Genomic DNA, 17,843 nt, shown 5'->3' on the forward strand with positions numbered 1-17,843 from the left:
TGGAGGTGTAACAATCTTGGTACAGTCAGCGTATATCCATATCCCATTTTGTCATCAAATCTGCCATTATTGTGATTTTAATAAATTTTTTATTCAAAACCAGCCTGTTGAAGACTATGTAGCCAGTTTATCTCGGGAAATCGACCTTACACTAGAAAATTATCCGGTTCAACAACCGCTTAAGACCATCTATGTGGGAGGCGGTACCCCCACAGCTTTAAATGTCAGCCAGCTATCCCAATTACTCGTGACGATTGAGAGACGTTTACCTTTAGCAGAATCTGGAGAATTCACCTTTGAAGCGAACCCGGAAGATTTAACGGAAGAGAAACTTTGGCTGTTAAAGAAACATGGAGTGAATCGATTAAGCATTGGGGTCCAAACTTTTGATGATGTGGTTCTTGAAGCGATTGGAAGAACACACCGAACAGATGAAGTCCTTAAAGGAATCGAACTTGCAAAAAGCATTGGTTTTGAGAATATGAGCATCGATTTGATGTATGCACTTCCAAAGCAAACATTAGATAGTGTAAAAAAATCCGTTAACATTGCATTAGGGCTTGGGATTCCGCATTTATCGCTATATTCGTTAATTGTGGAACCAAAAACTGTTTTTTATAATTTAATGAGAAAAGGGAAGCTGAAACTTCCAAATCAGGATACAGAAGCAGATATGTATGATTACATTATTGATGCATTAAACCGAAATCGATATATCCAATATGAAATCAGTAATTTTGCATTAGAAGGGTATGAAAGTAAACATAATATTACTTACTGGGATAATGAACAATATTACGGATTTGGCGCAGGGGCACACAGCTATGTTGCCGGTATCAGAAGAGGCAACATTGGACCGTTAAAGAAATACATGTCCTATATAAAAGAAGGGAAACTGCCCGTGATCGAAGAGAATAAATTAAGTAAACTGGAACAGATCGAAGAACAGCTATTTCTCGGCTTAAGAAAAACAGCGGGGGTAAATCTGGCTCAATTTGAGCAAAAATTTGGCGAAAAATTAGAATCGATTTACGACCGGCAAATTAGAGATTTAGCCGAAAAGGAACTGGTCGAACTGACCGACGATTTTATTAGGCTTACGAAAAAGGGAAGATTCTTAGGCAATGAAGTATTCCAAGCGTTCATTCTCGATTAAATCCATTGACATCTAAGGCTCCATTTGATAATTTAAAGTATAGATTTAGCACTCGGTAATGATGAGTGCTAATAGAGGTGATGTGCATGCTTACTGAACGTCAATTATTAATTTTACAAGTCATTATTGATGACTTTATTCGTTCTGCACAGCCTGTTGGATCACGTACTTTATCGAAAAAGGAAGAAATCTCCTTTAGCTCAGCTACAATAAGGAATGAAATGGCTGACCTTGAAGAATTAGGGTTTATTGAGAAAACTCATACGTCTTCTGGAAGAGTTCCATCTGAAAAAGGTTACAGATACTACGTTGACCATTTGCTTTCGCCAAATCGGATTACAGTGGAAGATATGTCAACATTAAGATCCGTCTTTGCAGATCGAATTTTTGAACTTGAAAAGGTTATTCAAAAGTCCGCTCAAATTATTTCAGACTTAACTGACTATACGTCCATAGCACTGGGTCCAGAATTTAAAGAACATAAGCTAAGAAAGCTTGAGATTGTTCCGATTAATCAGGAAACAGCTGTGGCTATTATTATAACTGACACAGGTCATGTCGAGAATCGATTGTTTCATCTGCCTTCTATTAAAAATTCAGAGATAGAGAAACTGATGAATATTTTGAATGACAAGTTACAAGGGGTCCCTTTATACGATCTGCGCAATAAGTTCTTCAAAGAGGTATCCATTGTTTTAAAAAGTCATATCGAAAATTTCGAGGGCATTTTGGCACAGATGGGGGATACTTTAAACGTTTCTTTACATCATAAATTATTCTTTAGCGGTAAAACGAAGATATTAAATCAGCCAGAATTTCATGATGTGGAAACCTTTAAGTCTTTAATGTCAGTCATCGAGAATCCATACGAAAGACTCTATCATATAATGCGGAAAAATCCATCTGGAATTCATGTCAAAATTGGACGCGAAATAAATACCTCTGCGATGGAAAACTGTTCACTGGTTACAGCAACCTATACCGTGGAAGAAGAGCCAATAGGAACGATTGCAGTTTTGGGACCAAAACGGATGGACTATTCACGAGTCATTACATTGCTCAACTATCTGGGGAATGACTTGACAACCGTTTTGACTAAATTGTATCATTCCTAGATTGCACAAAGTTATCTTGAGGGGAGAGCGAGTGTCATTTATTTCTCGCTCTTCATTATGGACTTTTTTGAAAATCAAGTTTCAAATACACTAAGTTACTTTTGTTATACAAACTAAAGAGGAGGTGAATACCGTTGGACCATAAAAAAGCAAAACATGACCAAACGGTAATGGAACAAGAACTAAATATGGAACATGTCATATCATACGCAGAAGAGACAGCTTCTGCAAATGAGGCAGAAGAAGCTGTTAAGCCTGAAGAAAATACCACAAATCGGGCAGAAGATGAAAAAGATGCACTTACTCTGGCTAATGAAAGAATACAAGAGCTGGAACAAAAATTAGAAGAGGCAGAAAACAAGCAATTAAGAATGCATGCTGACTTTGAAAATTTTAAACGCCGCCTCCAAAATGAAAAGCAAATGATCGAAAAATATAAGGCGCAAAGCCTTGTAACTGATCTTTTGCCAGCTTTAGATAACTTTGAGAGAGCACTAAAAGCTGATCAAGTCGATGACTCTCTGCGTCCTTTTTTTCAAGGGATGGAAATGGTGTATAAAAGCATCTTAGAAGCTATGAAAAATGCTGGTGTAGAGCAGATTGAGTCAGTTGGCAAAGCATTTGATCCTCACCAGCATCAAGCTGTTATGAAGGAAAGCAGCAGTGAACACGAGCCTGATACTGTAATAGAGGAATTTCAAAAGGGCTATAAACTGAAAGACAGAGTGATTCGTCCATCTATGGTTAAAGTAAGTGAATAATCTACATACGTGATAGGAGGAAGAGTTAGACATGAGTAAAATAATTGGAATCGACTTAGGAACAACTAATTCATGTGTAGCTGTATTAGAAGGCGGCGAACCAAAGGTTATCCCAAACCCAGAAGGAAATCGCACAACACCATCTGTTGTTGCCTTTAAAAATGGCGAGCGCCAAATCGGTGAAGTGGCAAAGCGCCAAGCCATTACAAACCCAAATACAATTATTTCGATTAAACGTCACATGGGTACCGATTATAAAGTTGAAGTTGAAGGAAAGGAATATACTCCTCAACAAATTTCAGCTATTATTCTTCAGTACTTAAAATCTTATGCTGAAGACTACCTTGGAGAGAAGGTAGAAAAAGCAGTTATTACAGTTCCTGCTTATTTCAATGATGCGCAAAGACAAGCAACAAAAGATGCCGGTAAAATTGCCGGGTTAGAAGTTGAGCGGATCATTAACGAGCCTACTGCTGCTGCTCTAGCATATGGATTAGATAAAATGGATGAAGATCAAACCATTCTTGTATACGACCTTGGCGGCGGTACGTTTGACGTTTCGATCCTTGAACTTGGGGACGGTGTTTTTGAAGTCCGTGCTACAGCTGGTGACAATAAACTGGGTGGGGACGATTTTGATGAAGTCATCATCGATTACCTGGTGGAACAATTTAAAAAAGAGAATGGCATCGATCTTTCTAAAGATAAAATGGCATTACAACGTTTGAAAGACGCGGCTGAAAAAGCTAAAAAGGATCTTTCTGGAGTAACAAGTACACAAATCTCCCTTCCATTTATTACAGCTGGAGAAAGCGGTCCATTACACTTAGATGTTACTTTAACCCGTGCAAAATTTGATGAGATTTCTGCTTCATTAGTTGAAAGAACAATGGAACCGACTCGTCAAGCGATGAAAGATGCCGGACTAACAGCGGCTGATATTGATAAAGTGATTTTAGTAGGTGGTTCAACACGTATTCCAGCTGTTCAAGAAGCCATAAAAAAAGAAATCGGAAAAGATCCGCACAAAGGGGTTAACCCTGATGAAGTTGTAGCATTAGGTGCTGCGATTCAGGGTGGAGTTATTTCAGGAGATGTCAAGGATGTTGTTTTACTAGATGTTACTCCGCTCTCTCTAGGTATTGAAACAATGGGTGGCGTATTCACCAAACTGATCGATAGAAATACAACAATTCCAACATCTAAATCACAAGTTTTCTCAACAGCTGCCGATAATCAAACAGCAGTTGATATCCATGTCTTGCAAGGGGAACGTCCAATGGCGGCTGATAACAAAACGCTTGGACGCTTCCAATTAACAGATATTCCGCCAGCACCAAGAGGAATACCGCAAATTGAAGTAACCTTTGATATTGATAAAAACGGTATTGTTAACGTTCGTGCAAAAGATTTAGGAACGAATAAAGAACAAGCTATTACAATTAAGTCTTCATCTGGACTTTCAGAAGAAGAAATCGAAAAAATGATTAAAGAAGCAGAACAAAATGCAGAAGCAGATAAAAAGCGTAAAGAAGAAGTCGAACTTCGGAATGAAGCGGATCAGCTTGTCTTCCAAACGGAAAAAACTTTAAAAGATTTGGAAGAAAAAGTGGATGCAGACGAAGTGAAGAAAGCAGAAGATGCAAAGGAAGCTTTAAAAGCGGCCATTGAGAAAAAAGATTTGGACGAAATTAAAGCCAAAAAAGAGGCTCTTCAAGAAATTGTCCAAAATTTAACTGTGAAGCTGTATGAACAGGCGCAAGCACAGGCTGCTCAAGGCGGAACAGATGAAGCAGGAGCAGACGCCCAAAAAGATGATAATGTGGTAGATGCTGAATACCAAGAAGTAGACGACAAAAAGTAATTAGCATAAAACAAAAAGGTCAAAGCTGGCAAATCTGGCTTTGGCTTTTTTTAAGAAGCTGTTTTCTAAAAGATTGTTCTTCTGATGATGCATTTTTGAATGAAATAAGCTATTTGCAACAATCTATGCGAAAACAGCCTTTAAGATAGGTTTATAGTGGAGAAAGCTTATAACGATACGTTTTCTATATTGTCACAGCCAAAAAATTAATGGTACAATACTCTTTATGTGATACAAATCGGGAGTGAGTGTCTTGAGTAAAAGGGATTACTATGAAGTACTGGGCGTCAATAAAAGCGCCAGTAAAGATGATATAAAAAAAGCATACCGAAAACTTTCTAAAAAATATCATCCTGACATTAATAAAGAAGCCGATGCAGCCGAAAAGTTTAAAGAGGTTAAGGAAGCCTATGAAGTTTTAAGCGATGACCAAAAGAGAGCCCAATATGATCGATTTGGGCATCAAGATCCAAACCAAGGCTTTGGCGGCTTTGGTGGAAGTGATTTTGGCGGCGGCTTTGGCTTTGAAGATATCTTTGAAACGTTTTTCGGCGGCGGCTCTTCGCGCAGAAGAGATCCAAATGCGCCAAGACAGGGTGCGGATTTGCAATATACAATGACTTTATCATTTGAGGAAGCCGCTTTTGGAAAAGAAACAACCATTGAGATCCCAAAAGAAGAAACATGTTCTACTTGTACCGGCAGCGGGGCAAAACCAGGGACCAAACCAGAAACATGTTCTTATTGTCATGGGACAGGTCAACTAAGCCAGGAGCAAAATACAGCATTTGGCCGGATTGTCAATCGCCGTGTTTGTCACCACTGTAGCGGAACGGGACAAATTATCAAAGAAAAGTGTTCAACTTGCGGGGGAACAGGCAAAGTTAAAAAACGCAAAAAAATTGAAGTGAAAATTCCAGCAGGGATTGACGATGGTCAGCAGCTGCGTGTGTCTGGCCAAGGTGAACCGGGTGTTAACGGGGGACCTGCAGGAGACTTGTATATCGTATTCCGCGTACAACGACATGAGTTTTTTGAAAGGGACGGCGACGATATTTATTGCGAAATGCCGATTACCTTTGTTCAAGCATCGCTTGGAGATGAAGTGGAAGTTCCGACTCTTCATGGCCGAGTCAAATTGAAAATTCCAGCCGGAACCCAGACAGGAACGAGATTCCGATTGAAAGGAAAAGGGGTTCCAAACGTGAGAGGATATGGAGTCGGCGATCAGCATGTTCGCGTAAAAATCGTGACACCAACCAAACTTACTGAAAAACAGAAACAATTATTGCGTGAATTTGCTGAACTGAGCGGTACCGTCACAGATGAGCAGCAGGAAAGTTTTTTTGATAAAGTAAAAAAAGCATTTAGATAATAAATAGGGAGTTGGTAGAGTTGAAATGGTCGGAAATATGTATCCAAACAACCAATGAAGCAATTGAACCAGTTTCAAATATTCTTCATGAAGCTGGCGCGAGTGGGGTTGTCATTGAGGATCCTTTCGAATTAGTAAAGGAGAGAGAGGAGCAATTCGGAGAAATCTACCAACTCAATCCCGATGATTACCCGCGAGAAGGCGTCCTAGTCAAAGCTTATTTACCTGTTAATAGCTTCCTTGGCGAAACCGTTGAGGAAATTAAAGAAGCGATTCGGAATCTAACTACGTTCGATATTGATATAGGGGCAAACAAAGTAACGATTTCAGAGGTTCATGAAGAAGAATGGGCGACTGCCTGGAAAAAGTATTATAATCCTGTGAAAATTTCAGAACGTTTTACGATTGTTCCGACTTGGGAGCAGTATACACCAGTCAGCAGCGACGAACTGATTATCGAACTAGATCCCGGTATGGCATTTGGTACTGGAACACATCCGACAACTGTTATGTGTATTCAGGCACTTGAAAGAACCGTGAAACCAGGAGATACGGTAATTGATGTAGGAACGGGTTCCGGTGTATTAAGTGTGGCGGCCGCACTTTTGGGATCTAAGCAGGTATTAGCGTTAGATCTTGATGAAGTTGCAGTTCAATCTGCCATTCTCAACACAAAATTAAATAAAGTTCATGAGATTGTGACCGTACGGAAGGGAAATCTGTTAGAAGAGGTATCCGGGGAAGCAGATGTAATTGTAGCAAATATATTAGCAGAAGTTATCGTACGATTTACAGAAGATGCCTATAATCGTATTAAAAAAGGCGGATACTTTATTACATCAGGGATTATCAATCTGAAAAAGCAACTGGTAAAGGATTCCCTGATAAAAGATGGATTTGAGATTGTTGAAATACTTACGATGGAAGACTGGGTTGCTTTTATCGCTAAGAAAAAATAAGACTAGGTGAATCTAATGCAACGTTACTTTATTGGCTTTGACCATGTTGAAGATGACCAAATATGGATTAGCGGCGAGGACGCACATCATATTTCACGTGTTATGAGAATGAAAGCAGGGGACAGCTTTATTGCTGTACTGCCAGACGGGTCTTCCTCTCAATGTAAAATTTTACAGACAGCAGAGTCAAAGGTCTTCGCTAAAGCTTTGGGATGGAAGCAAGAAGAAAAAGAATTGCCAATAAAAGTTGCGATTGGGAGCGGTCTGCCTAAAGGGGATAAATTAGAATGGATCATTCAAAAGGGAACAGAACTGGGTGCTCATACATTTATCCCTTTTAATGCTGCTCGCTCTATTGTAAAGTGGGATCCTAAAAAGTCCGAAAAAAAGCTGGTCAGATGGGAAAAAATTGCAAAGGAAGCAGCAGAACAATCCCACAGAACAACGGTCCCAGGCATTACCCCGCCTGTAGAGTTAATGAAACTGATTGAAACAGGACTTGAATATAGGTTTAAGGTAATTGCTTATGAAGAGGAAGCCAAAAATGGACATTCCTCAAAATTTGCATCGTTATTAGCTAAAATGACCCCTGGTGATTCCCTATTAGTTATATTTGGACCGGAGGGCGGTTTAACTGCAGAAGAGGTATCAATACTAGAGAATAATGGTTTTATCTCTGTTGGGTTAGGACCTAGAATATTAAGGACAGAAACGGCACCGCTTTATGTTTTGTCTGCCATTTCTTATCATTTTGAATTAATGAGGTGAAAATAATGCCATCCGTAGCATTTCATACATTAGGATGTAAAGTGAATCATTACGAAACAGAAGCCATTTGGCAATTGTTTCAGCAAGAAGGCTATGAAAGAACTGATTTCGAAAAAACAGCTGATGTTTATGTAATCAATACTTGTACAGTTACGAATACTGGTGATAAAAAGAGCAGACAGGTGATTCGCAGAGCAATTCGGAAAAATCCGGACGCTGTTATTTGTGTAACTGGCTGTTATGCACAAACATCACCGGCAGAAATTATGGCAATCCCTGGCGTTGATATTGTGGTGGGAACGCAAGACCGAAAAAAATGCTGGACTATATTGAGCAATATAAGCATGAAAGACGGCCAATCAATGGTGTTCGTAACATCATGAAGAATCGTGTATACGAGGAGTTAGATGTTCCAGGCTTTACAGATCGTACGAGGGCATCTCTTAAAATCCAGGAAGGATGTAACAATTTTTGTACGTTCTGTATTATTCCTTGGGCGCGCGGACTCATGCGTTCCCGTGACCCGCAGGAAGTCATCCGTCAAGCCCAGCAGCTTGTGGATGCCGGTTATAAAGAAATCGTCCTAACTGGAATTCATACTGGCGGATATGGGGAAGATCTGAAGGACTATAACTTGGCAAGACTACTGCAGGATCTTGAGAAAAAAGTTATTGGTTTAAAGCGTCTTCGTATCTCTTCCATTGAAGCAAGTCAATTGACAGACGAAGTAATAGATGTGATTCGTCATTCTTCTATCTTAGTACCTCACTTCCATATCCCAATTCAATCCGGTTCTAACACCGTTTTGAAACGGATGAGAAGAAAGTATTCAATGGAGTTTTTCGCAGATCGACTTAATAAATTGAAAGAAGTAATGCCAAATCTGGCTATTACATCAGACGTCATTGTAGGTTTCCCGGGGGAAACGGAAGAAGAGTTTATGGAAACTTATAATTTTGTGAAAGAACACCGTTTCTCTGAGCTTCATGTATTCCCTTACTCTAAGAGAACAGGGACACCTGCTGCGAGAATGGAAGATCAAGTTGATGAGGAAGTAAAAAATGAACGAGTTCATCGTCTTATTACCTTATCTGATCAATTAAGCAAAGAGTATGCCTCCCAATTTGAAAATGAAGTTCTAGAAGTGATTCCTGAAGAAAAGTACAAAGAGGACCCAGAAAGCGGACTTTACGAAGGCTTTACCGGCAATTATTTAAAAGTCGTGTTCCCAGCGTCTGAGGATATGGTTGGGAAGCTAGTAAAAGTAAAAATCACAAAACCGGGTTATCCATATTGTGAAGGGAATTTTGTCAGAGTCCTCGATGAGCAATTAGAACAGCAAAGGACAGCGATTTGAAGGGAGCAGTTATAATGGAAAAAATAGCAGGTATGATCGACCATACATTGTTAAAACCAGAAGCTACAAAGGAGCAAATTTTAAAGCTTTGTGCGGAAGCGAAAGAGTATAAATTTGCAAGTGTTTGTGTAAATCCTTATTGGGTGAAGCTTGCCAGTGAACAGCTAAAGGGCTCAGACGTTAAAGTATGTACGGTTATTGGTTTTCCGTTAGGAGCCAATACTCCCGCAGTTAAGGCGTTTGAAACAAAGAATGCAATCGAAAATGGAGCAGGCGAAGTCGATATGGTAATCAATATCGGTGCTTTAAAAGACGGTTTATACGATATGGTCTTAGAAGATATTCGGGCCGTTGTAGAGGCAGCCGGAAATGTTTTAACAAAAGTGATTATTGAAACGGCGCTTTTGACAGATGATGAAAAAGTGAAAGCGTGTGAATTAGCGGTACAAGCGGGTGCCGATTTTGTCAAAACTTCTACAGGATTCTCTAAAGGTGGAGCAACAGCGCATGACGTTGCTTTAATGAGAAAAACAGTAGGACCTAATATTGGTGTTAAAGCATCCGGCGGTGTTAGAAATGCCCAAGATGCCGAAAAAATGATAGAAGCCGGTGCAACCCGTCTGGGGGCGAGCTCTGGAGTCGATATTGTTAAAGGATTAACCGCTAAAACGGATTACTGATGCTTTGTAAGGGTCAGCCCACCAGTGCAATAAAGTATTAGCGCTGGCGGGCTGACCCTTTTTTAACCCTTTCCATGAATTCTTTCAATAAGCATGGCAAAAGCTTGAGAAAAAGGAAGAACGAATAGAGAGGTTACTACATTGAATACTACGCTTGAGTGTGCTAATTGGACAGCAGGAGATACGGCCCATCCTGAAGCCATGTCTGCCAGGATTCCAGTAAACGGGAAAAATGAAAGGACGCCGATAATGTTTAACCAAATGTGAGCATAAGCGGTTAATTTGGCTTCTTTTTTTGCACCGATACTCGCCATCCATCCAGTAATACACGTACCGACATTGGCTCCGAGCATAGCGGCTATTGCTGCGTCTAAATGAATGGTTCCGCCGACCAAAAAACTCATAAGAATTCCGATAGTAGCCGAACTTGAATGAATACATGCCGTAAAAATCATTCCTAATAAAAGCGAAAAAAGCAAGCTCTCATTCATAAGCTGAAACCCCTTGTCCACAATAGAAAGAGCTGATAAGGGATCAGAAATCCATTTAAATCCTCTCATTGCCGTAAAGATTGTACCAACTCCAAATAGAATAAAACCAATAGAGCGGATATTCTCCCTCCCCATTCCAATCATGAAAGCGCCTAATATAAGGAGTGGAAAGGTATACTGTTCAATCGGAAAGGTCATAAATTCGGCGGTAAAGGTCGTTCCTATATTTGTACCCAGAATAATTCCGATTGTCTGGGAGAAAGTAAGTGCGCCAGCGGAAACTAAGCCCACTGTCAGCACCATCACAGCCGAGCTTGACTGTAAGAATCCGGTTACCACAATACTTGCCGCCATCCCTTTTATAGGTTTGTTCGTAAACCGGAAAAGCCAATTATTTAATCTTACTCCTGTAAAAGAAAATAAGCCGCTCCGCATTAGATACATGCCACTTAAGAAAAGCCCAATACAGACCGCAAAGGTCAGGAAATAAAGCATATAAACACCTTCTACACTTCTATTAGGAAAGTGGATGTGGTGATTACTTGCACACCCCTTTAACTAAAATGTATGGCCGTTCTGATAGGGACATGTCCAATCGCTTTAAAATTTTGCGAATAAAATAGTATAAGTTTTACTAAGATAATAAGCACTTGTTGACCTAGTGCAAACAGTGTATTATAATTCTAAGGTACATGATTTTTTAGGTACATGACCCAAGAGGGTCAACTTTGCTTCAACGATAGGAGAGTCACCTTTGATTCTACTGTGTTGTGTTTCGGAGGGAGGGATAAAGAATGTCGAAAACGATCGTTCGTAAAAACGAGTCGCTTGAGGATGCTCTTCGTCGCTTCAAACGCTCTGTATCCAAAACTGGAACTTTACAAGAATATAGAAAGCGTGAGTTTTACGAGAAACCAAGCGTAAAACGCAAGAAGAAATCTGAAGCTGCTAGAAAACGTAAGTTCTAAGAAGGTGTAGGATGTATGAGTCTTGTTCAGCGACTAAATGATGATATGAAACAAGCTATGAAAAATAAAGAAAAAGAAAAGCTCTCTGTTATTAGGATGCTCAAGGCTTCTTTACAAAACGAGGCTATTAAGGTTGGGAAATCAGAGCTTTCCGAGGAAGAAGAGCTTACCGTCCTTTCTCGCGAACTCAAACAAAGAAAAGACTCCCTCCATGAGTTTGAAAAAGCAGGAAGAGACGATTTAGTAGAAAAAATTCAAACTGAACTTCGGTTTGTTGAAGAATATTTGCCTGAACAGCTTTCTGAAGAGGAACTAAGTGCAATTATTGATGAAGTCATTTCAAGCTTAGGAGCAACTTCTAAATCAGAGATGGGTAAGGTAATGGGAGCTGTTATTCCGAAAGTGAAAGGAAAAGCAGAAGGCTCACTCGTTAACAAGCTAGTCATGCAAAAGCTTTCTTAATATAAAAGACTGCAGTCAAAAGGCTGCAGTCTTTTTTAATAAATGGGGTCTGGAATTTGGTTACGGGTTCCGCTCCAAGTGGTTCATGAACTAATTCTTGAATGGAGCTAACGGACATATAATCTGTTATTTGCTTAAAAACCCCGGTTTCGTTGAAGCAATTGGACATACGATCCGTTATTGACCGAAAATCACTCAAAAATAACCGCTGTCTACCAAAATAACGGAACCGGTGTCCTATAATTTCACAAATCCCCGATTTTTTGACGAATAACGGAACCAGTGTCCGCAAAAATTCTGGGAACCGACAAAGCTTTGTTTTATCCATATTTTTTTACATAAGTGAATAAAATTTTCCAAACGATGAAACTTAAAATTTAACCAACCGTATATAATAGTGCGAAGGAAAGGGGGGAATGATTTGAAAAAATCGTATGGATTGATTGTATCTTTTCTTTTACTTATACCATTGATATTGGGGTTTGGATCTGGTGTAAAAGCGAATCAGGATTTTGTATACGTAGTTCCTTTAGAGAATACAGTTGAAAAAGGGTTAGCTGCGTTTTTAACAAGGGCGATTGAAACCGCTGAGCAAGAGGGAGCAAGAGCTATTATTTTTGAAGTCAATACACCCGGTGGAGCAGTCGAAGCTGCCAGTGAAATTGGAAATCTGCTGGCACATGCCGATATAGATACGGCAGCCTTTGTTAATAACCGGGCTTTATCAGCGGGGGCGTACATTTCCCTCTATATGGATTACTTATTTATGACCCCGAATGCTACCATCGGTTCTGCTGCGATTATTGACCAGGCAGGAAATGCAGCTGATTTAAAAGCACAGGCTTATTGGCTGGCAGAAATGGAGAATGCAGCAAAACATAAAGATCGGGACACTATATATGCAAAAGCTATGGCTGATCCGTCCGTAACTATTCCAGAATTAGATGATGATGAAACTGAACTCTTGACTCTTACAGCCGAACAAGCCTTCCAAGTCGGGTATGCAGAAGCAATAACGATAAGTATAGACCAAGTGCTAAAGGAAATGGGGCTTGAAAATGTAGAAATTAGAGAACTGGAAGAGAGCTTTTTTGAGAAATTAGCCCGATTTCTAACAAATCCAATCGTCGTGCCTATCCTCCTCTCGATTGGGAGCATAGGATTGGTCGTAGAACTATATTCCCCTGGATTTGGGATACCTGGTACCATGGGGCTTGCCTCATTGCTGCTTTTCTTCTATGGACATTTAGTAGCGGGTCTTGCTGGGTATGAATCTCTCATTCTTTTCATCGTCGGAATCATTCTTTTACTTTTGGAATTTTTCATCCCGGGCGGTATTTTAGGGGCAATAGGGCTCATTGCCGTTGTGTGGGGTATATTGATTGCAGGAGAGAGTGTGACGCAAATGGGGATCTATTTATTAATTGCGATCGTGATTGCAATTGCAGCCGGATTTATTCTTTCCAAATTTTTTCGAAAGCGAATCCAGATTTTCAACAAAATTGTGTTAAAAGAGTCAACCAGTACGGAAAAAGGGTATATTTCCAATAAAAGCCGTTTAGAATTGATTGGTGTTACAGGCATTGCACATACTTCTTTACGCCCTGCAGGAATGATCTTAGTCGGTGATGAACGGATCGATGCAGTGACTGAAGGAGGGTATATTGAAAAAGGGGCAAAGGTGAAGATTATTAAAGCTGAGGGCTCCAGAATAGTAGTGCGTGAAATTACAAGTTTAGACAAAAAGTAAGATTATGAGGAGGTAACACATTATGGTTTTTGATGCAGGCACATTATTTTTAATTATAGCCGTTGTGCTAGCAATTATTGTTTTGGCAGTATTATTTACATTTGTTCCGGTTATGCTGTGGATTTCCGCTTTAGCAGCTGGAGTAAGGGTTAGTATCTTTACACTTATTGGTATGAGACTTCGCCGTGTTATACCAAGCCGTGTAATCAATCCGCTAATAAAAGCATCGAAAGCAGGTTTGAATATTAATACAAACCAATTAGAAAGCCACTATCTTGCCGGGGGAAATGTTGACAGAGTTGTTAATGCATTGATTGCGGCACAAAGAGCAAACATTGAATTATCTTTTGAAAGATGTGCGGCGATAGATTTGGCTGGCCGCGATGTTTTAGAGGCTGTACAAATGAGCGTTAATCCAAAGGTCATAGAAACACCGTTCATTTCTGGTGTCGCGATGGATGGAATTGAAGTAAAGGCAAAGGCTCGTATTACTGTACGTGCAAACATTGACCGCTTAGTCGGCGGGGCTGGAGAGGAAACCATAATAGCCCGTGTAGGTGAAGGAATAGTAAGTACAATTGGTTCCTCGAATGACCATAAAAAAGTATTGGAAAACCCAGATATGATTTCCCGTACTGTTCTTCAAAAGGGTCTTGATTCTGGAACTGCTTTTGAAATCCTCTCGATTGATATCGCTGATGTTGACATCGGCAAAAACATCGGGGCGATTCTGCAAACAGATCAGGCAGAAGCTGACAAAAATATCGCTCAGGCAAAAGCTGAAGAGCGTCGTGCCATGGCAGTAGCGCAAGAACAAGAGATGAAAGCCCGTGTAGAAGAAATGAAGGCAAAAGTTGTAGAAGCTGAAGCCCAAGTTCCGCTTGCAATGGCTGAGGCTTTACGTTCAGGCAATTTAGGTGTAATGGATTATTGGAACTTAAAAAATATTACAGCCGATACGGATATGCGCGAATCAATTGGCAGAATGACCGGTGAAAAAGACGATAAAAAGAAATAAAATTGAAGGAAGGAGGTAACTCCTTTGTCGATCATTGATATTATTTTTGAAAATCCCATTATCATTTTAGTGATAATGGGGATACTTTCCTCGCTGTTTTCTAAAAAGAAGCATACAGAACCAACACGCAGGAACGAGAGAATTCCGCCGAAAAGAACAGTTAATCGAAATCAGGCGGCGGAGAGAAAAAGGGTTTCACCTCCTCCTCATACTCAAGCTCAAACTCAAGCTCAAAATACACAACCTATTACCATATCTGCTGAAACAAACGAATTAATTCAGCGGGCTGAGCTGGCAGAAGCAAAGATGAGGAAAGAGCAGGAGAGCGAAAATCTTATTAAACTTGGCGCAGTAGAACATAGCGATTTAACAAAAAAGAAATACAAGCTGGATCCAAAGTCCGATCAAGTTCTGCAAGGTTTGATTTGGGCTGAAGTATTAGCTGCGCCAAAGGCTAAAAGAAAAAGAAATATTTAAGCTAAAGGGTCTGGTCCTTTAATTAACGAGATCATTCATGATCGAACTGTTATAGAAAGGGACCAGACCCTTTTTTATTGCTTTTTCTTGCTCCAATCCCCCGATAAAGTGTGCTAATCCTCATTTTTGTAACATACATATGAGATGAAAGGGGGCCTCATTATATGGCACAAAAGCTAAAAGCAGCACTCCGAAATCTTTTAACCACAAAGTTAGACTTACCCCCAGATGTCATGATGGATTTACCCCGTATAACGATGATTGGTCAGCTTCATATATACATAGAAAATCATAAAGGACTTTTATCATTTGCTGAAAATGAGATTCGCGTTTTACTTGAAAATGGACAATTACTCATTAAAGGAAAAGGATTTGTTATTAAAGCGATCCTGCCTGAAGAGATTTTGCTTGAAGGGCGAATCAGTCAGGTTTCATATTTGGATAGTAAATAGGGGGAGAAGTCGTGAAAAATCAATGGATCCATTTTTTTTACGGATATGTCACAGCAAAAGTTACGGGAAAAGGATTAGAGCGATTTTTAAATCGTCTTTCAAGACAAGGTATCCTGATCTGGAATGTAAGAAGAATAGATGAAGATACAATAACCTTTCAACTGGTACTCAATAAACTATACCCATTAAGACGAGCCGTAAGGAAAAGTAATTTGTCTGTTCATTTTATAGACAAGCATGGTTTCCCTTTTTTATTAAAACGGCTATTTTTTAATAGTGGATTTCTAGTTGGATTTGTAGGTTTTTTTGTTTTGTTATTCCTTTTGTCTAATATGATCTGGGGGATCCAAATTGAAGGAGCCGGACCAAAAACAGAGGAACAAATTTCGAAAGAACTGGACAAGCTGGGGGTTGAGGTTGGGAGCCTTCAATTTTTAACAGACTCGCCAGAAGAAATTCAAAGAATCTTAACTAACAATATTCCTGCAATTACGTGGGTAGGGGTTAAACTGGATGGTACAGTTTACAGACTCAGGGTAGTAGAAAAAAATGAACCTGAACGTGAATTAGAGACAGGTCCGCAACATCTGGTCGCTACAAAAAAAGGAACGATTGTAAGCATGTATGTTAAAAAAGGTCAGCCGATGATTGTTGTAAATGACTTCGTCAGACCAGGACAGCTGCTAGTTTCTGGTGTAATGGGAACAGAGGATAAGATGCAGTATATAGCAGCGGAGGGTCAAATTATGGCTGAGACGTGGTACAGAGCAGAAGTAACAGTTCCGTTAAAAAAGGAACTTGCGGTGATGACTGGGAATGAAAAGGATAAACGTTATATTCAATTTGGCAATTGGGATTTGCAGATTTGGGGGTTTGGAGAACCCGATTTTAAGGAATATGAAGAGGATACGACGGTTCATCCTTTTCAATTTTTACGGTGGCAGCTGCCAATCAGCTATAAAGAGATAGAAATAAACGAGATTGAAAAAGCAGTCCATCAAATAAGTGAAAGTGATGCAGTTAAAACTGGTATTGAAATAGCCAAAAAAGACTTGTTATCAAATTTAGGGGAGGAAGCCAAAATAAAAGGAGAAAACATTTTGCACAAGGAAGTACAGAATGGTAAAGTAAAATTGACTATTCTCTTCCAGGTCATTGAAAACATAGCGAAGGGACAACCGATAATTCAAGGAGACTAACGAATGTCAGAAGCTTTAAAACAAATTTCAATTGAACTTGAAGGACCAGAAGAAGCACGAGAGTTATTTGGTATTGAAGATCAGCATCTGAAAATTTTTGAGGAACAATTAGGAGTTTCAATTGTTACTAGAGGCGAAAGAGTTTTAGTGAGCGGGCCAGAAGAAAAGATTGGCATGCTGTCGGATGCCCTATCGAAACTTCTTATTTTAATTAGAAAGGGAATCCATATTGGACCTAGAGATTGCATTTATGCTTCCCAATTAGCTCTCGATGGAAAAAGTGCAGAACTTTTGGATTTATATACAGAAGAAATCGCACGAAATGTTAAAGGAAAAGCCATTAGAGTTAAAACAATTGGACAAAAGCAATATATTCAAGCGATAAAAAAGAACGATCTTATTTTTGGGATTGGGCCAGCTGGAACAGGAAAAACTTATTTAGCTGTTGTAATGGCGGTGACATCCCTCAAAAATGGATTAGTGAAAAAAATAATTTTAACCCGCCCTGCGGTTGAAGCAGGCGAGTCGTTAGGCTTTCTGCCAGGGGACCTTAAAGAAAAGGTAGACCCTTATTTAAGGCCATTATATGATGCTTTACATGATGTGCTTGGGGCAGAGCATACCACTAGAATGATGGAACGAGGAACAATTGAAATAGCACCATTAGCTTATATGAGGGGCCGTACATTAGACGATGCCTTTGTTATATTAGATGAAGCGCAAAATACCACTGCAGCGCAAATGAAAATGTTTTTAACGAGACTTGGATTTGGGTCAAAAATGATTATTACCGGTGATCAATCACAAGTCGATTTGCCAAAAGGAGTTAAATCTGGTCTCTTTATTGCAGAATCGATCTTAAAAGAGGTTCCAGGCATTGCTTTTGTTCATCTGGAGCAATCAGATGTAGTCCGGCACCCATTAGTTCGGAAAATTATTGATGCATATGAAAAAAATAATTTATAAAGCCTGGCATTGTCGACAATGCAGG

17 protein-coding genes and 1 pseudogene are annotated in these 17,843 nt (G+C 39.7%); 17 read left to right on the forward strand and 1 reads right to left on the reverse strand.

The features are described 5' to 3' along the window. The first annotated feature begins 16 nt into the window (after nucleotides 1–16). From hemW to deoC, 9 genes and pseudogenes are all read left to right on the forward strand, one after another. Nucleotides 17–1,156, forward strand: coding sequence for a radical SAM family heme chaperone HemW (gene hemW / locus CRO56_RS03705; protein ID WP_097157273.1), 1,140 nt, complete (start codon nucleotides 17–19; stop codon nucleotides 1,154–1,156). Between the two features lie 86 nt (nucleotides 1,157–1,242). Next, a complete protein-coding gene (hrcA, locus tag CRO56_RS03710; protein ID WP_097157274.1) occupies nucleotides 1,243–2,271 on the forward strand; it encodes a heat-inducible transcriptional repressor HrcA in 1,029 nt (342 codons plus the stop codon). A 170-nt stretch (nucleotides 2,272–2,441) separates the two neighbouring features. Then, the gene (grpE, locus tag CRO56_RS03715) at nucleotides 2,442–3,032 is read left to right on the forward strand and encodes a nucleotide exchange factor GrpE (protein ID WP_425427176.1); all 591 of its coding nucleotides are present in this window, start codon (nucleotides 2,442–2,444) and stop codon (nucleotides 3,030–3,032) included. 31 nt (nucleotides 3,033–3,063) lie between these two features. Then, entirely contained in the window at nucleotides 3,064–4,896 is a 1,833-nt protein-coding gene (dnaK, locus tag CRO56_RS03720) for a molecular chaperone DnaK (RefSeq protein WP_097157275.1), read from the forward strand. 253 nt (nucleotides 4,897–5,149) lie between these two features. Further along, nucleotides 5,150–6,271, forward strand: a complete 1,122-nt coding sequence (dnaJ, locus tag CRO56_RS03725; protein WP_097157276.1) for a molecular chaperone DnaJ — start codon at nucleotides 5,150–5,152, stop codon at nucleotides 6,269–6,271. Between the two features lie 20 nt (nucleotides 6,272–6,291). Next, nucleotides 6,292–7,230: a 50S ribosomal protein L11 methyltransferase gene (prmA, locus tag CRO56_RS03730; RefSeq protein ID WP_097157277.1), complete on the forward strand. Its 939-nt coding sequence runs from the start codon at nucleotides 6,292–6,294 to the stop codon at nucleotides 7,228–7,230. A gap of 15 nt (nucleotides 7,231–7,245) precedes the next feature. Continuing rightward, complete coding sequence (locus CRO56_RS03735; RefSeq protein ID WP_097157278.1) at nucleotides 7,246–7,998, forward strand: 16S rRNA (uracil(1498)-N(3))-methyltransferase; 753 nt, start codon at nucleotides 7,246–7,248, stop codon at nucleotides 7,996–7,998. Nucleotides 7,999–8,003: 5 nt separating this feature from the next. Beyond that, nucleotides 8,004–9,355: pseudogene (gene mtaB / locus CRO56_RS03740) on the forward strand (tRNA (N(6)-L-threonylcarbamoyladenosine(37)-C(2))-methylthiotransferase MtaB). A gap of 14 nt (nucleotides 9,356–9,369) precedes the next feature. Further along, nucleotides 9,370–10,035 carry a deoxyribose-phosphate aldolase gene (deoC, locus tag CRO56_RS03745; RefSeq protein ID WP_425427171.1) on the forward strand — a complete coding sequence of 222 codons (666 nt, stop codon included), beginning with the start codon at nucleotides 9,370–9,372 and terminating at the stop codon, nucleotides 10,033–10,035. A 62-nt stretch (nucleotides 10,036–10,097) separates the two neighbouring features. Here the strand turns inward: deoC and CRO56_RS03750 are convergent, their stop codons facing one another. Beyond that, the gene (locus tag CRO56_RS03750; RefSeq protein ID WP_097157279.1) at nucleotides 10,098–11,021 is read right to left on the reverse strand and encodes a Na/Pi symporter; all 924 of its coding nucleotides are present in this window, start codon (nucleotides 11,019–11,021) and stop codon (nucleotides 10,098–10,100) included. 299 nt (nucleotides 11,022–11,320) lie between these two features. On the opposite strand from CRO56_RS03750, the gene rpsU reads away from it, so the two are divergent. The 8 genes from rpsU (at nucleotide 11,321) to CRO56_RS03790 (ending at nucleotide 17,818) form a co-directional block, all read left to right on the forward strand. Further along, nucleotides 11,321–11,494 carry a 30S ribosomal protein S21 gene (gene rpsU / locus CRO56_RS03755; protein WP_097157280.1) on the forward strand — a complete coding sequence of 58 codons (174 nt, stop codon included), beginning with the start codon at nucleotides 11,321–11,323 and terminating at the stop codon, nucleotides 11,492–11,494. 15 nt (nucleotides 11,495–11,509) lie between these two features. Then, complete coding sequence (locus tag CRO56_RS03760) at nucleotides 11,510–11,956, forward strand: GatB/YqeY domain-containing protein (RefSeq protein ID WP_097157281.1); 447 nt, start codon at nucleotides 11,510–11,512, stop codon at nucleotides 11,954–11,956. Nucleotides 11,957–12,377: 421 nt separating this feature from the next. After that, the gene (locus CRO56_RS03765) at nucleotides 12,378–13,706 is read left to right on the forward strand and encodes an NfeD family protein (RefSeq protein WP_097157282.1); all 1,329 of its coding nucleotides are present in this window, start codon (nucleotides 12,378–12,380) and stop codon (nucleotides 13,704–13,706) included. Between the two features lie 22 nt (nucleotides 13,707–13,728). Further along, nucleotides 13,729–14,724 carry a flotillin-like protein FloA gene (floA, locus tag CRO56_RS03770; RefSeq protein ID WP_097157283.1) on the forward strand — a complete coding sequence of 332 codons (996 nt, stop codon included), beginning with the start codon at nucleotides 13,729–13,731 and terminating at the stop codon, nucleotides 14,722–14,724. Nucleotides 14,725–14,748: 24 nt separating this feature from the next. After that, nucleotides 14,749–15,201: a hypothetical protein gene (locus CRO56_RS03775; RefSeq protein ID WP_097157284.1), complete on the forward strand. Its 453-nt coding sequence runs from the start codon at nucleotides 14,749–14,751 to the stop codon at nucleotides 15,199–15,201. 164 nt (nucleotides 15,202–15,365) lie between these two features. Then, nucleotides 15,366–15,653, forward strand: a complete 288-nt coding sequence (gene yqfC / locus CRO56_RS03780; protein ID WP_097157285.1) for a sporulation protein YqfC — start codon at nucleotides 15,366–15,368, stop codon at nucleotides 15,651–15,653. 11 nt (nucleotides 15,654–15,664) lie between these two features. Next, nucleotides 15,665–16,852 carry a sporulation protein YqfD gene (gene yqfD, locus CRO56_RS03785; RefSeq protein ID WP_097157286.1) on the forward strand — a complete coding sequence of 396 codons (1,188 nt, stop codon included), beginning with the start codon at nucleotides 15,665–15,667 and terminating at the stop codon, nucleotides 16,850–16,852. 3 nt (nucleotides 16,853–16,855) lie between these two features. Further along, the gene (locus CRO56_RS03790) at nucleotides 16,856–17,818 is read left to right on the forward strand and encodes a PhoH family protein (protein WP_097157287.1); all 963 of its coding nucleotides are present in this window, start codon (nucleotides 16,856–16,858) and stop codon (nucleotides 17,816–17,818) included. Nucleotides 17,819–17,843 lie beyond the last annotated feature (25 nt).

This window comes from Bacillus oleivorans, assembly GCF_900207585.1.
Lineage (GTDB): Bacteria > Bacillota > Bacilli > Bacillales > JC228 > Bacillus_BF > Bacillus_BF oleivorans.